13 protein-coding genes are annotated in these 13,601 nt (G+C 74.3%); 6 read left to right on the forward strand and 7 right to left on the reverse strand.

Features of this window, described 5'->3' with window-relative positions:
• Positions 1-84 precede the first annotated feature (84 nt).
• The gene (locus Sfr03f_RS03325; protein ID WP_245967377.1) at positions 85-2,571 is read left to right on the forward strand and encodes a SpoIIE family protein phosphatase; all 2,487 of its coding nucleotides are present in this window, start codon (positions 85-87) and stop codon (positions 2,569-2,571) included.
• 52 nt (positions 2,572-2,623) lie between these two features.
• On the opposite strand, the gene Sfr03f_RS03330 is transcribed toward Sfr03f_RS03325, so the two are convergent.
• From Sfr03f_RS03330 to Sfr03f_RS03340, 3 genes are all read right to left on the reverse strand, one after another.
• Complete coding sequence (locus Sfr03f_RS03330) at positions 2,624-2,986, reverse strand: hypothetical protein (protein WP_245967378.1); 363 nt, start codon at positions 2,984-2,986, stop codon at positions 2,624-2,626.
• Positions 2,983-4,698, reverse strand: a complete 1,716-nt coding sequence (ctaD, locus tag Sfr03f_RS03335) for an aa3-type cytochrome oxidase subunit I (RefSeq protein ID WP_108952174.1) — start codon at positions 4,696-4,698, stop codon at positions 2,983-2,985. Before ctaD ends, Sfr03f_RS03330 begins: the two co-directional genes overlap by 4 nt.
• Positions 4,699-4,993: 295 nt before the next feature.
• Positions 4,994-5,650, reverse strand: a complete 657-nt coding sequence (locus tag Sfr03f_RS03340) for a pentapeptide repeat-containing protein (protein ID WP_108952175.1) — start codon at positions 5,648-5,650, stop codon at positions 4,994-4,996.
• A 122-nt stretch (positions 5,651-5,772) separates the two neighbouring features.
• Between Sfr03f_RS03340 and Sfr03f_RS03345 the strand changes: the two genes are divergently transcribed.
• From Sfr03f_RS03345 to Sfr03f_RS03355, 3 genes are all read left to right on the forward strand, one after another.
• Positions 5,773-6,465: a hemerythrin domain-containing protein gene (locus tag Sfr03f_RS03345; RefSeq protein ID WP_108952176.1), complete on the forward strand. Its 693-nt coding sequence runs from the start codon at positions 5,773-5,775 to the stop codon at positions 6,463-6,465.
• Between the two features lie 93 nt (positions 6,466-6,558).
• Positions 6,559-7,020 carry a hypothetical protein gene (locus Sfr03f_RS03350; protein ID WP_108952177.1) on the forward strand — a complete coding sequence of 154 codons (462 nt, stop codon included), beginning with the start codon at positions 6,559-6,561 and terminating at the stop codon, positions 7,018-7,020.
• Positions 7,017-8,186, forward strand: a complete 1,170-nt coding sequence (locus Sfr03f_RS03355) for a zinc-dependent alcohol dehydrogenase (RefSeq protein ID WP_108952178.1) — start codon at positions 7,017-7,019, stop codon at positions 8,184-8,186. The genes Sfr03f_RS03350 and Sfr03f_RS03355 overlap by 4 nt, the downstream gene beginning before the upstream one ends.
• 66 nt (positions 8,187-8,252) lie before the next feature.
• Here the strand turns inward: Sfr03f_RS03355 and Sfr03f_RS03360 are convergent, their stop codons facing one another.
• From Sfr03f_RS03360 to Sfr03f_RS03375, 4 genes are all read right to left on the reverse strand, one after another.
• Positions 8,253-9,374, reverse strand: coding sequence for a cobalamin B12-binding domain-containing protein (locus tag Sfr03f_RS03360; protein WP_108952179.1), 1,122 nt, complete (start codon positions 9,372-9,374; stop codon positions 8,253-8,255).
• Positions 9,371-10,924, reverse strand: a complete 1,554-nt coding sequence (locus Sfr03f_RS03365; protein WP_174721524.1) for a PP2C family protein-serine/threonine phosphatase — start codon at positions 10,922-10,924, stop codon at positions 9,371-9,373. The genes Sfr03f_RS03360 and Sfr03f_RS03365 overlap by 4 nt, the downstream gene beginning before the upstream one ends.
• A gap of 217 nt (positions 10,925-11,141) precedes the next feature.
• Positions 11,142-11,447: a hypothetical protein gene (locus Sfr03f_RS03370; RefSeq protein WP_108952180.1), complete on the reverse strand. Its 306-nt coding sequence runs from the start codon at positions 11,445-11,447 to the stop codon at positions 11,142-11,144.
• A 5-nt stretch (positions 11,448-11,452) separates the two neighbouring features.
• Positions 11,453-12,691 (reverse strand): cytochrome P450, encoded by a 1,239-nt coding sequence (locus tag Sfr03f_RS03375; protein ID WP_108952181.1) that lies wholly within the window; start codon positions 12,689-12,691, stop codon positions 11,453-11,455.
• A gap of 177 nt (positions 12,692-12,868) precedes the next feature.
• Here Sfr03f_RS03375 and Sfr03f_RS03380 point away from each other — a divergent pair, with 177 nt between their 5' ends.
• Positions 12,869-13,372, forward strand: coding sequence for a DUF4383 domain-containing protein (locus tag Sfr03f_RS03380; protein ID WP_108952182.1), 504 nt, complete (start codon positions 12,869-12,871; stop codon positions 13,370-13,372).
• Between the two features lie 71 nt (positions 13,373-13,443).
• Positions 13,444-13,593, forward strand: coding sequence for a hypothetical protein (locus Sfr03f_RS30105; protein ID WP_159105528.1), 150 nt, complete (start codon positions 13,444-13,446; stop codon positions 13,591-13,593).
• Positions 13,594-13,601 lie beyond the last annotated feature (8 nt).

The raw sequence follows: 13,601 nt of genomic DNA on the forward strand, positions 1-13,601 counted from the left end.
CGCGCGCCCCGCACCGTCCGCCCACGACCAGGAAAGCCCCGCACCCGCCAGCCGTCCACCGCCGACCGAGGAGTCAGCACCACCGTGAGCACTCCCGACAACTCCGCGCACCCCGTGCGGGCGGACGAACTCGTCGCCGGGGAGGGGTCGCGCGTACCCGCTGCCAGGACGGGGCACGACACGCAGCACGTCGCCGGTCCGGACGCCGAGGGCGGGGGCATGGGCCGGCTCGCCGCCACGGTGGCGCGGCTGCGCGACGAGATCCGCGCCGCGCAGGCCGCGGCCGACGGCCGGGCGCTGATCGAGCTCGCCAAGGGCGTCCTGATCGAGCGGCTGGGCTGCGGGCCGACCGCGGCCGGCCGTCAGCTGGCGGCCCTCGCCGAGGAGTCGGGGCTCTCCCAGCTGGAGCTGGCGGCGGACATCGTCAACCAGGCGGCCCGCGACCACGTCACCGAGGTCGCCGCCGACTTCGTCCGCCGCGCCACCGGCCAGGACGACGAGGCGGACCAGGACGTCCTCGAGGCCGAGGACGCCGCCGCGGTCGCGGTCCGGCTGCGCACCGCCGAGAGCGGCGCGGCGGCCGCCGGGGACACCCAGGCCGTCGCCGAGTCGCTGCTGGAGCACGCGCTGACCCCGCTGGGCGCCACCGCGGTGGCCGTCTGGGCGGCCGGCGCCGACGCCTCGCTCTCCCTGGTCGGTCACGCCGGCTTCGCCGCGGACGAGGCGGGCCGGTGGCGCTACGTCCCTCCGGGCGTCTGCACGCTGGCCCGGCAGGCGCTCACCGAACGCGACACCGTGTGCGCCGAGAAGCAGCCCTCCTCCGCGCTGCCCTCCATCGGCTGGTCCCACAACCCGCGCGGCGGGCGGATCGCCGTGCCCGCCGGCACCGGGGGCCGGGTCCACGGCATCCTGGAGATCTGCTGGCCCGAGCCGCTCGGTCCGCAGCCCCCGCAGATCATGCGGCAGGTCGAGGCGCTGGCCGAACTGTGCGCCCACACCCTCGAGGGCGGCCCGGGCTCCGTCGCCACCCCCGCGCCCGACACCTGGCAGACGCCGCAGGACCTGACCGAGTTGGTCGACCTCGCCGAGGGCCTCTACGACCCGGCACTGGTCCTCACCCCGCACCTGTGGCCGGACGGCCGGCTCGCCGACTTCCGCATCCACCACGTCAACAGCCGGTTCACCGACCCGGCGGGCCGGCCCCGCAACGCGGTCGGCGGCACCCTGCTGCTCGAGTCGTACCCGCTCGCCATGGGGGAGAGCGGCCTCTTCGAGAAGATCGAGCGGGTCTACGCGACCGGCGAGGCGTTCCGCTCGCGGCGGATGACGCTGACCACCCTGGTCGACCAGGTGCCGCTGGACACCATCGTCGACGTCAGCGTCAGCCGGCACGGCAACAGCGTGCTGCTGATCTGGCGCGTCGAGGACGACACCGCGCGGCTGGCCAACCTGCTCCAGCACGCCCAGCGGCTCGGCCGGATCGGCGGCTTCGAGGAGAACGTCCTCAGCGGCGAGATCGTCTGGAACGACCAGCTCTTCGACCTCTACGGCCTGCCGCACACCTCCCGCCCGGTGCCGCTGGAGGAGATGGCGGCGCACGCCCACCCCGACGACGCCGTGTCCATCGGGCGCTTCGTCCGCGCCGTGCTGCACCACCGCAGGCCCGCCTCGGCCGCCTTCCGCCTGCAGCGGCCGGACGGCATCACCCGGCACATCCGGGTGGTCGCCGAGCCCGTCCTCGACGAGGACAACCGGCTGCGCTCGGTGCGCGGCGCCTACCAGGACATCTCGGCGCAGCACTGGACCGAGGTCGCGCTGGCCGCCACCCGCGACCAGCTCGCCCACACCGAGCAGCAGGCCGCCGAACGCAACCGGCTCACCCTGCAGCTCCAGCACGCGATCATGCCGCCCAGCCACTCCGGCATGGACAGCCCCGGCCTGCAGGTCGCGGTCCGCTACCGGCCGGCCGAGTCGGAGTCGATGGTCGGCGGCGACTGGTACGACGTGGTGGTGCTGCCCTCCAAGCAGGTCATGCTGTGCGTCGGCGACGTCGCCGGCCACGGCATCGAGGCCGCCACCAGCATGGTCGTGCTGCGCAACGCCATGCGCGGGCTCGCGGTCACCGGCGCCGGTCCCGGCCAGCTGCTGGCCTGGCTGAACATCGTCGCGCACTACCTCACCGAGCACGTCACGGCGACCGCCGTCTGCGGCCTGTACGACCCGGAGACCCGCACGCTGCGCTGGGCCCGCGCCGGGCACCTGCCGCCGGTCCTGATCCGCGGCGAGCAGGCCTCCCCGCTGCAGCCGGCCGGCGGCATCCTGCTGGGCGCCCTCTCCGAGGCGACCTACGAGGAGGCGGAGCTCCAGCTGGACGTCGGTGACACGCTGCTGATGTACACCGACGGCCTGGTCGAGCGCCGCGACGAGTCGGTCCAGGACTCGCTGACCCGGCTGCTGACCAACGCCCGCAAGCCCAACCTCAACCTGGAACAGCGGCTGGACGGACTGCTGACCCACAGCAAGTCCGACACCGACGACGACACCTGCATCATCGGCATCCGGGTCGTCTGACCGCCCGGGCCGCCCGGCCGCCGGACCCCGCGCGGGGGCCCGGCGCCCGTCGTCAGCGCGCCGCCATCGACGCCAGGGCGGTGAGCCCCGCCGCGCAGGCCACGGTGGCGCAGGCGGCCCCCGCGTGGCGGCGCAGCAGGGTGCGCCGCAGGTCCTCGTAGCGTGCCTCGTACTCCTCGCGCAGCCGCTCGGCGCGCTCGGCGGTGTCCTTCAGCAGACGCCGGGTCAGGCCGATGCGCAGCAGCACGTACTGCCGTGCCACCTCCTCCGCCTGCGCCCCGGTCAGCCACGGCAGGCGGGCGCACAGGGTCTCGGCCTCCTCGCGCGCGCTCTCGCGGTGGGCGTGGGCGATCAGGTAGCCCTCCATCTCGACGGCCGGCGAGATCTCGCCGCCGCCCTGCTGCGCGGGGGTCACGTCCTCGACCCCCGGTGGCTCGCCGCGTCCAGGACGTCCCTCTTGCCGTCGTTCTCGTCCTCGTCGAAGGCGGCCAGGTCCGGGTGGTGCAGGTCGAACGCCGGCGACTCGGAGCGGATGCGGGGCAGGGTCTCGAAGTTGTGGCGCGGCGGCGGGCAGGAGGTGGCCCACTCCAGCGAGCGGCCGAAGCCCCACGGGTCGTCCACCGTGATCCGCCGCCCGTACCTGGCCGTCTTCCAGACGTTGTAGAGGAACGGCAGCGTCGACAGGCCGAGCAGGAACGCGGCGATCGAGGAGACCGTGTTGAGGGCGGTGAAGCCGTCGGCGGCCAGGTAGTCGGCGTAGCGACGGGGCATGCCCTCCGCGCCCAGCCAGTGCTGCACCAGGAAGGTGCCGTGGAAGCCCACGAACAGCGTCCAGAAGTGCACCTTCTCCAGCCGCTGGTCCAGCATGGTGCCGGTCATCTTCGGCCACCAGAAGCTGAAGCCGCCGAACATCGCGAACACCACGGTGCCGAACACCACGTAGTGGAAGTGCGCCACCACGAAGTAGGAGTCGGTGACGTGCCAGTCCAGCGGCGGCGAGCCCAGGATCACGCCGGTGAGGCCACCGAAGAGGAAGGTGACCAGGAAGCCCACCGCCCACAGCATCGGCGGCTCGAACGACAGGGAGCCCTTCCACATGGTGCCGATCCAGTTGAAGAACTTCACCCCGGTGGGCACGGCGATCAGGAAGGTCATGAAGGAGAAGAACGGCAGCAGCACACCGCCGGTGGCGAACATGTGGTGCGCCCACACCGCGACCGACAGGCCGGTGATGGCGATGGTCGCCCCGACCAGACCCATGTAGCCGAAGATCGGCTTGCGGGCGAAGACCGGGATGATCTCGCTGATCACCCCGAAGAACGGCAGCGCGATGATGTACACCTCGGGATGGCCGAAGAACCAGAACAGGTGCTGCCACAGCAGCGCCCCGCCGTTCGCCGCCTCGAAGACGTGGGCGCCGAACTTGCGGTCCGCCTCCAGCACGAACAGGGCGGCGGCCAGGACCGGGAAGGCCAGCAGCACCAGCACCGAGGTGAGCAGCACGTTCCAGGTGAAGATCGGCATCCGGAACATGGTCATGCCGGGGGCCCGCAGGCACAGGATCGTGGTGATGAAGTTGACCGCGCCCAGGATGGTGCCGAAGCCGGACAGCGCCAGCCCCATGATCCACAGGTCGCCGCCGAGGTAGCCGGTGCGCCGGATGCCGCTGAGCGGCGTGTACGCCGTCCAGCCGAAGTCCGCGGTGCCCTGCGGCGTGAGGAAGCTGCTGAGCACGATCAGGCTGCCGAAGAGGAACAGCCAGAAGGAGAACGCGTTCAGCCGCGGGAAGGCGACGTCGGGGGAACCGATCTGCAGCGGCATGATCGCGTTGGCGAAACCGGCGAAGGTGGGCGTCGCGAAGAGCAGCAGCATCATCGTGCCGTGCGTGGTGAACGACTGGTTGTACTGCTCGTTGGAGATCAGCTGCAGGCCCGGCCGGGCCAGCTCGGCCCGCATCAGCAGCGCCAGCAGGCCGGCCAGCAGGAAGAAGACGAACGAGCTGATCAGGTAGAGATGACCGATCTTCTTGTGGTCGGTCGTCGTCAGCCAGGAGACCACCACGCGGCCCGCCCTGCGGCGGCCCGCCACGGGTACCGGGGCAACAGGTTCTTCGGTGTGGGACGCCATCGGTCTCCTCGGTCGGTGGCGTGCGGCGCGCTCGACGCGCTCGACGCCTGGGCACGGGTGGACGAGCCCGGCGGCGCCGAGGACGTCGTCGCCCTGCCGTGGTGGCCGCGGCGTCACCGGTCCAGCGGAAGATAGCCGCGCCGGCGGGGCGTCACCGCGCGTCGCCTCCGGGTCCCAGGGCCGAACGGGGGCATGAAACACCCGTGAGGGTGAGGGGAGACCGTGGCCGGTGACGGCCCTGCACGCGGGCGCCCCGGCCCGTGCGGTCCGCCGCCGGGCCGCGGGACGGGACAGGTCAGCGGGCGGCCACCGTCACACCCAGGGCCTGCGCGAAGGCCGGGGCGAGGTCGAGGAGTTGAGCCTGGTCGATGGTGGCGCCGCGCAGCGCCTCCACACCGTCGGCGATGCCCAGCGACGCCGCGCCGCGCAGGTCCACCCCGCGCATGCGGGCGCGGCGCAGCCGGACCCCGTCGAGGACGGTTCCGGGGAAGGACACGTCGGTCAGCGTCGCCTCGCCGAAGTCCACGTCGCGCAGCAGGCAGTCCTCGAACCGGACCTCGCGCAGCGCCGCGGAACGCCAGTTGACCGAGTCCAGCTTGCAGTGCGAGAAGGTCACCCGGCGCAGGGTCGTGCCGAACGCCTGCACCCCGGCCAGCATGCCGGACAGCACCGAGACGTCCATCCACGAGGACTCGGCCAGGTCGGTGCCCACCCAGCGCACCGTGTGGCACCACACGTCGTCGAACCGCGCCCGCCGCATCCGCCCGCCCTCGAACGCCACCGACGTGAAGGCGCACTCGACGAACCGCGCACCGCCCGCCCGGGGTTCCGGGAACTCCCGGTCGTCGGCGTGCACGGTGTCGTAGGTCCCTTCCGTCTCCAGCTCGCCGCGCAACGGCTCCAGGTGGCGCGCGTAGGGAAGTTCGGCGAGCTCACGGGGGACGGCCGGCACGGGGCACCTCGCAGGGGTTCGGGGGAGGGGGGCCGACTCTACCGCCGGCGGGATTGACGGGCGCGTTCCTGGTCACTCGCAGGGCACGACCGCCCGACTCCTTCTTCACGTGAGGCGCCCGCATGACCGAGCAGTCCGCCCCGACCACCCGGCCGCAGTCCGTCGCGGACCTCGACACCGCCGAACTCGGCGGCGAGAACAGCATCCTGGCGCGCCAGCGCCGCGACCACGACGAACTCGACCGGATGATGAACGCCTACGAGCAGGCGGCGACCGACGGCCCGGAGCGCGACGAGCTCTGGAGGTCCATCGTCCAGCTGGTGTTCAGCCACGCCTTCGCCGAGGAGACCGTGCTGTGGCCGCTGCTGCGGCGGGTGTCCGACGACGGCGAGGCGCTGACCGCGGTGGTCGAGGAGGAACACCAGGCCGTCAACGAGCTGGTCGCCAAGGTCGAGGAGGCGGACCCGGCCGACCCCCGCCGCGCGGAGTGGATCGCCGAGGCGTTCGCCCTGATCCGCCAGGACATCCGCGACGAGGAGGACGAACTGCTGCCCCTGCTGCGGGCCGCCCTCGACGACCGGCGGCTGCGCCAGGTCGGCGCGTCCTGGGACGCGGTCCGGCGCGGCGCGCCCACCAGGCCGCACCCCGGCATCCCCCGGCGCCCGCCGGGCAACGCCGTGCTCGGCGTCCCGCTCAGCGGCTACGACCGGCTGCGTGACCTCGGCGCCCGCCGCCCGGGCGTCCTCGCCGGGGCGGCCCTCTCGGTCACCGGCGCGGCCCTGCTGGCGGCGCGGGCCCGGCGGTCGGGGCGCTGACCGCCCTGGCCGTTCCCGGCCGTTTCGAACCCGTCCGTCCCGGTACCCCACCGCTGACAGGACGGACACCGGACGCACTGCCGAGAGGACCGAATGAAGAAGATCATGTGGTTTCCCGTGCTCGCCGCCGGGGCCGTGGCGGTGCGCAAGGCCCGCAGCAGGAAGGCCGGGGACGGCCGGCCAGGTGACCGGTGGCTGACCGTCACCGTCAACCGGCCGCCCGAGGAGGTGGGGTCGAAGGGTGAACTGCCGCCCCCGCTGGACGCCTTCGCGACCCGGATCGACGTGGAGATCCGCACCGCGCCCGGCGACCGCGGGACCGAACTGGCGGTGCGCGCCAAGAAGCGGCCCTCCGCCCTCGCGACGTCCCTGCCGGGGCGGCTGGCCGCCCAGGACCCCCGCCAGGAGCTGCGGGTGGCGCTCCGGGAGGCCAAGTCGCTGCTGGAGACCGGCGAGGTGATGCGGCCGGACGCGCCGCCCACCACCCACGACCGGCCGGGCGGCAAGGTCATCGCACTGGCGAGCCGGAGGTCCGGCGGGGAGGGAGTGCTGTGAAGGCCCTGTGCTGGGAAGGCGTCAACGAGCTGGCCGTCGAACAGGTCCCCGAACCGGAACTGCGCAACGACCAGGACATGATCGTGCGGCTGCTGGCCGGCACGACCTGCGGGTCCGACCTTCACCTGATCGGCGGCTACATCCCCGCCATGCGGGCCGGCGACGTCATCGGTCACGAGTTCGTCGGCGAGGTGGTGGAGACCGGGCGCGGGGTCCGGAAGCACAAGCCCGGCGACCGCGTGGTGGTCTGCTCCTTCATCGGCTGCGGGCGGTGCTGGTACTGCGCCAACGACCTGTGGTCGCTGTGCGACAACACCAACACCAACCCGGGCATCGGCCAGGCACTCTTCGGCTACGAGACGGGCGGCATCTTCGGCTACTCGCACGCCATGGGCGGACTGCGGGGCAGCCACGCGGAGTACGTCCGCGTCCCCTTCGCCGACCACGGGGCCTTCCCCGTGCCCGAGGACGTCGACGACGTCAGCGCCCTGTTCGTCTCCGACTCCGTGCCGACGGGGTGGATGGGCGCGGACCTCGGCGGCGTGAAGCCGGGCGACGTCGTCGCCGTCTGGGGCTGCGGGGCGGTCGGGCAGATGGCCGCGCGGGCCGCCCTCCTCAAGGGGGCCGAGCGGGTCATCTCCATCGACCGGATCCCCGAACGGCTGGCCATGACGGAGCGGTACATCGGGTCCGAGACCATCGACTACACCCGCACCGACGTCGCCGCGGAGCTGCGCGAGCGCACCGGCGGGCGCGGGCCGGACGTCTGCATCGAGGCGGTCGGGCAGGAGGCCCACAGCGACGGCATCGGGCACCTCTACGACAAGGTCAAGCAGCAGCTGCGGCTGCAGACGGACCGGCCGACGGCCGTGCGGCAGGCGATCCACGCCTGCCGCAAGGGCGGCACGGTGTTCGTCCTGGGCGTCTTCGCGGGGGCCGTCGACAAGTTCCCGCTCGGCGCGATCGTCAACAAGGGCCTGACGTTGCGCGGCGCGCAGATGCACGGGCAGCGGTACATCCCGATGCTGCTGGAGAAGGTCGCCGCGGGGGAGATCAGCACCGCGCACCTCGCGACGCACACGGTGCCCCTGGACGAGGCGCCGCGCGCCTACGACCTCTTCAAGCACAAGGAGGACGGCTGCGTCCGAGCGGTGATCCGCCCCTGACCCCTCCACGCCCCGCCCCCGCACGCCCCCTCATGACCCGCCGCCCGCATCCCCGCGGGCGGCGGGTCAGGTGGCGGTGGGGCGGGGCCGGAGGCCGGTGGTGAGTGCGGTGCGGCCCGCGGCGAGGACGCGGTGGGCGCGCGGGGTGGCGTCGGGGAGGTGCGCGGCGAGCAGGTCCAGGGTGGGGTCGAGGCTCTCCGCGGGGACACCGCGGGTGGTCAGGACGTCCGCCGTCCAGGAGACGAACGAGGTGAACAGCTCGTCGTCGTCGACGTACAGCGCCGCCGCGAGGTGGTCGACGACGTGCGCCACGTCCTCCGCGGTCCGCTCGCGCTGCACGTCGTCGTACGCCCGCATCGGCGGGAACCGGTCCTCCAGCGCCGCCAGCGTCTCCCGCACCAGCCGCTGCCTCGCCCGCGTCACCGTCGAGTACTCCTGGTCCGCCAGGTGCGGCAGGTCGTCGACCGGCCGGTGCGCCGGCCGCGGCAGACTCCCGGCCAGCCCCGACTCCAGCACCTCCGCCGCCCCCTGCGCGTTCGGCGCCCACCCGTCCGCGCCCAGCGTCCGCGCGTGCCGCCCGTCCGGCCCGAAGGCCCGCCCGCCCGCCAGGACGGGGAAGCCGGCCGCCTGACAGGCCGCCACCACCCGGTGCGCGGTGGGCAGGTGACGCGGCATCGAACAGGACAGCGCGACCGCCCGCGGCGCCGAGGCGTGCAGGTCGGCGACCAGATGCGGCGTCGGCACGTGCGCCCCGAGGAAACCGACGTCCCAGCCGCGCCGCCGCAGCACCTCCGCGACCAGCCGGGCCGGCAGGGAGTGCCACTCGCCGTCCACGCAGGCCACCGTGATCCGCCCGCGGTGCGGGGGCGGCGGCCGGTACGCCGGGTGGTGGGCGAGGGCCGCCATCACCCGCTCGTTGACGGCGGTGGCGGTGTGCTCCTGGGCCACGGTGATCCGGTTGGCGGCCCACTCCGCGCCGATCCGCTCCTGGACCGGCGCTATCAGCCCCAGCAGCACGTCCTCCACGCTGACGCCCGCGTCCACGGCGTCCAGCACGACACCGGACGCCGTGTACTCGTCGCCCTGGCGCAGGGCCTCCCAAAGGTCCTCGTGGACCTTCGCGGGGACCCGCTCCCACGGGCTGCCGCCGCCGTCCGTGCCGCCGTCCGCGCGGTGCTGTGTCGTCATGCTGCCGGGCCTTCCTCAGAAGCTGAGCGGTACGGGGCCCCGACGGCCACCACCGCGATGTCGTCGTGGTCACCGCCGCCGAGCCAGTCGGCGGCCAGCATGTGCACATGATCCACCAGGGCGTCGACCGGCATGCCGGCGCACCGCCGGAGCGCCGCCGACAGCCGCCCCTGGCCGAACATGTCGTCGCCCAGCGGGCCGCCGCGCGCCTCGGTGATGCCGTCGGTGAACAGCACGCACGTCTCGCCGGGCCGCAGCACGACCTCGGCGGTGGTGGAGCTGATGCTGCGGAACGCGCCGACCAGGGTGCCCCGGGTGGGGACCTCCTCCACCTCGCCCGAGCGGCGGACCACCACCGGTGGCATGTGCCCGGCACTGGTGACCCGCAGCCGCACCAGCGGACCGTCCCGCACCACCGAGGCGAGCGCCAGGGTGACGAAGCGCGGGTTGTCGGGCGCCAGCAGCGCGTCGTTGAGCAGGCCCAGCAGCCGCTGGTGGTCGCCGGAGAGCGGCAGCAGCGCCTGCAGGGTGTTGCGTATCTTGCCGGTCAGCACGGCGGCCTCCAGGCCCTTGCCGCACACGTCGCCCAGCACCACCAGCGTCTCGTCCTGCGGTCCGGGGCCGGGATGGACGTCGTAGAAGTCGCCGCCCACCCGCTCGCTGGCCCCCGAGGGCCGGTAGACGCCCGCGTACTCCACGCCGTGCACGGTGGACAGGTCGGGCGGCAGCAGATTGCGCATCAGGGTCGCGGTGATCGCCGCCTGCTCCGCGTGCAGCCGGGCCGCGGAGAGCGCGGCGCCGGCCCGGGTGGCGAACAGCCGCGCGAAGTCGGGCCCGGGACGGGCGTCGTCCGCGCCGTCGGAGGCTCCCGTGTCGAGCAGCAGCAGCGCCCCGGCGGGCACGCCCTGGCCGGGCAGCGGCGTCAGCGAGGCACGGGTCACCGGCCCGGCCAGCGCCTCGGGCACCGCCCAGGAGGGCAGCACCGACGGGTCCAGCGCGATCGTGGCGGGGGAGGGCAGGCGGCCCCGCAGCGCCTCGTCCAGGTCCGGCACGGCCTCGGGGTCCGCGCGCAGCACCTGGTGCGTGGTCACGCCGTCCGGACCGCACACGGCGACCGGCAGGCCGCGACCGAGCACCGGGGAGACCACCACCGCCGCGTCGGCCAGGTGCTCGGCCGCGAGCCGCGCGGTCAGCTCCATGCAGCGCTCGGGGTTCAGCGTCGCGAGCAGCGCCCCGGAGACCTCGTTGAGCACGGTGCCGACCCGGCGCTCCTCCGCCAGTCGGCGCTCGGCGCGGTGGCGGGCGGTCTCGTCGGTGAGCCACCAGGAGACGCCGCCGTCGTCGGTGAAGACCGCCAGGGCGGTGAACCAGCGGTCGCCCACCGGACCGCAGGCGGGAGGCTTGGGGTCGTCCGACGCGGCCGAGGTCCGGCAGGCGCGCTCGTGCGCCTTGACCAGCCAGGAGGGGGCCGCCTCACGCATCGGCACACCGGCCGCCGCCCGCGGGAGGAGCGCCGCAGCGGCCGCGTTGAGCGTGGCGAGCACCCCCATCGGGTCCGCGGTCAGGACGGGGAAGGGGGCGGTACGGGAAGCACCCCCGTCGAACACGGCGGCCCGGGGGGTTTCGTGGAGGGAACGCGAAGAGTCCACGGATCAGGGGCGCAACAGGTGGATCTGCGCGCCGACCGCCCTTCTGAACGACATTGGTCCTTCCACCATCCCCCGGGGCGGCGGACCGGGGCAAGTGTGGGCGGAGATGTGTGCGTTGTCACGGCCGTGGCCTGGTGCGCTGCCAGCGGGGACGCGCGTCGGGACCGCGCCGTCCGGCGACCGAGGCGCACCGGGGGCACACCCGGCGGACGCGGTCCGCGTCGCCACCGGACTCCGGGAAGGCGTCCTGCCACAGGACGCCGGAGAAGCGGGTCAGCTCCGAACGGCTGATGGACAGCCCGCAGACGGTCTGGTTGGTCCCCGGCTCCCACGCGTGCACCTCGCCCGCGGGAAGCCGGCGCCCGTCCTCCTCGTCGGTCCACCGGCCGGACGCCGCGACCGCGTACCGCTTCGGCTTCGGCACCGGTGTCACCTCCCCGTCACGGTGATCCGCAGGCCGCTGCGCGGCCGGGCCGGCACCCGGTGCAGGGAGATCCGCATGTCCTGGTCGGGCACCTCGTGGTCCAGCCGGGCCAGCCGCAGCGTCAGCGCCTCCAGCAGCGCGATGGTGACCGCCTCACCGGGGCACCGGTGGCCCGTGGCCGGGTCGCCGCCGCCCTGCGGCACCAGTTCGTCGCGCTCCACCGGCCGCTGCAGGAAGCGCTCGGGCCGGAAGACGAACGGGTCGCCCCACAGCTCCTCGTCGTGGTTCTGGCCGAACAGGTCGATGAGCACCATGGCGCCCTCGGGGACCGGCTCGCCCTGGAAGGAGACGTCCGCCGGGGCGCGTCCGCCGACGAACGGGGCGAACGGGTAGAAGCGCCGCAGCTCGTGGACGAAGGCGGCCAGGTAGGCGGCGTCGTCCGCCCACAGCCGGTCCCGGACGTCGGGCCGGTGGTGCAGCAGGTGGCCGGCGAAGGAGAGGAACCAGGTCACCGCGACCGTCGGACGCAGCACGTTGAGCAGCTCGACGCCGGCCACCCGCGGCTCCAGCAGCAGGCCGTCGGCGTCGCGGTGGCGGGCGATCACGTCGAGCGCGGAACCCTCCGGCGGGGACAGCGCGTCGTCGCGGACCTCCTCGACGACGCCGGCCGCCCAGAACTCGCGCCGGGCGCGGGCCCGCCGGGCCCGCCAGTGCCGCGGACCGGCGGTGGCGAAGCCGTCGACCATGGCCACCAGGTCCCGGGCGAGCGGACGGGCGTCCGCCTCCTCGAGCGGCACCCCCGCCCAGCGGCACACGCCCTTGGTGAGCACCACGGCCGCCTCGTCGAACAGCACGACCTCCTCGCGGCCCGCCCAGCCCGGCACCGCCTCCTCCCAGGCGTCGGCGACCCGCTCGGTGAGGTCGGCGACCTGCGCCGGGTCGGCCAGCAGGGACAGGAACATCGCCTTGCGCACCCGGTGGGCCTCCCCGTCCAGGGTGTGCACGGCGCCCTTGCCGAACAGCGTGCTCAGCACCGGCTCCGGAATCGCGGGGCCGCGCACCACGTGGCGCTCGTCGTAGACGAACCGGACGGCCTCCGGGCCGCGCAGCGCCACGGCGGGGCGGCCGGCCAGCCGGGTGCGCAACGGGACGCCGTGCCGGCGGACCAGGCCGGGCAGCCAGTCGTAGCCCTTCAGCAGCAGTGCGGCGGTGCGGTCGGCGAGCGGAGACGTATCGCGGGACATGGCGGGCGAGTGCCCTCCCACGGGGCCGGAAAACTCCCGGCCCGCCCGATCGGGTGTCCGGCGGCGTGAGGCGTCGGCCGTGCGGGTGAGAGTCGGCGTACCCGCGTCCGGGGTGGGCACCGGCCGTGCACAGGGCGGAAGCCGAAGGCCGGCGCCGCCGTGAGGAGGTGGTACGCGATGACCACGAACGACGCGCGTCAGGGCGGTGCCCGCGCACCGGTGCAGCGGGCCGCCCAGGCGGTGGGCCTGGTGTTCGTGCTGGTGGGACTCCTCGGGTTCATCCCCGGGATCACCACCCACTACGGCGACATGGAGTTCGCCTCGCACGAGTCGGGGGCGAAGCTGCTGGGCGTCTTCCAGGTCTCCATCCTGCACAACCTGCTCCACCTGCTCCTCGGCGTCCTCGGCCTGGCCCTGGCCAGGACCGTGCCGGCGGCCCGCGCGTACCTGCTCGGCGGCGGTCTGGTCTACCTGGCGCTGTGGATCTACGGCTTGGTGGTCGACCGGCACAGCGACGCCAACTTCGTGCCGCTGAACACCGCCGACAACTGGCTCCACCTGGGCCTGGGCCTGGGCATGATCGCCCTGGCCCTGGCCCTCACCCGCGGCGACGGCCGCGCGACGGGGACGCACCGGGCGGGCGGGACCGGGGGCGACGGCGGGGTGCGGCCGGCGCGCTGAGGGTTCGAGCGGCGCGAAGGGGTGACTCGCGAGGGGACAGCCCGGCACCCCGCACGGAGGAGGACCCCGTCATGCCCGACCCGAAGGACCACGAGGCCGACGGCGACGCCGACAGGACGCCGCTCGAGGAGGTCACGGGGGAGCGGGACGTCACCCCCGAGGAGGAGCACCGGGACGACGCCCCCGACACCTCCGCCCCCGACGACCCCTCGTCCGACTGACCCGGCCG

Source organism: Streptomyces fragilis (genome assembly GCF_003112515.1).
Lineage (GTDB): Bacteria > Actinomycetota > Actinomycetes > Streptomycetales > Streptomycetaceae > Streptomyces > Streptomyces fragilis.

Bases quoted from the DNA above. Each gene is read 5' to 3' on its own strand.
- Sfr03f_RS03365 (WP_174721524.1), bottom strand. From the start codon at position 10,924: ATGGGGGTGCTCGCCACGCTCAACGCGGCCGCTGCGGCGCTCCTCCCG.
- ctaD (WP_108952174.1), bottom strand. From the start codon at position 4,698: ATGGCGTCCCACACCGAAGAACCTGTTGCCCCGGTACCCGTGGCGGGC.
- Sfr03f_RS30105 (WP_159105528.1), top strand. From the start codon at position 13,444: ATGCCCGACCCGAAGGACCACGAGGCCGACGGCGACGCCGACAGGACG.
- Sfr03f_RS03350 (WP_108952177.1), top strand. From the start codon at position 6,559: ATGAAGAAGATCATGTGGTTTCCCGTGCTCGCCGCCGGGGCCGTGGCG.
- Sfr03f_RS03375 (WP_108952181.1), bottom strand. From the start codon at position 12,691: ATGTCCCGCGATACGTCTCCGCTCGCCGACCGCACCGCCGCACTGCTG.
- Sfr03f_RS03360 (WP_108952179.1), bottom strand. From the start codon at position 9,374: ATGACGACACAGCACCGCGCGGACGGCGGCACGGACGGCGGCGGCAGC.
- Sfr03f_RS03345 (WP_108952176.1), top strand. From the start codon at position 5,773: ATGACCGAGCAGTCCGCCCCGACCACCCGGCCGCAGTCCGTCGCGGAC.
- Sfr03f_RS03380 (WP_108952182.1), top strand. From the start codon at position 12,869: ATGACCACGAACGACGCGCGTCAGGGCGGTGCCCGCGCACCGGTGCAG.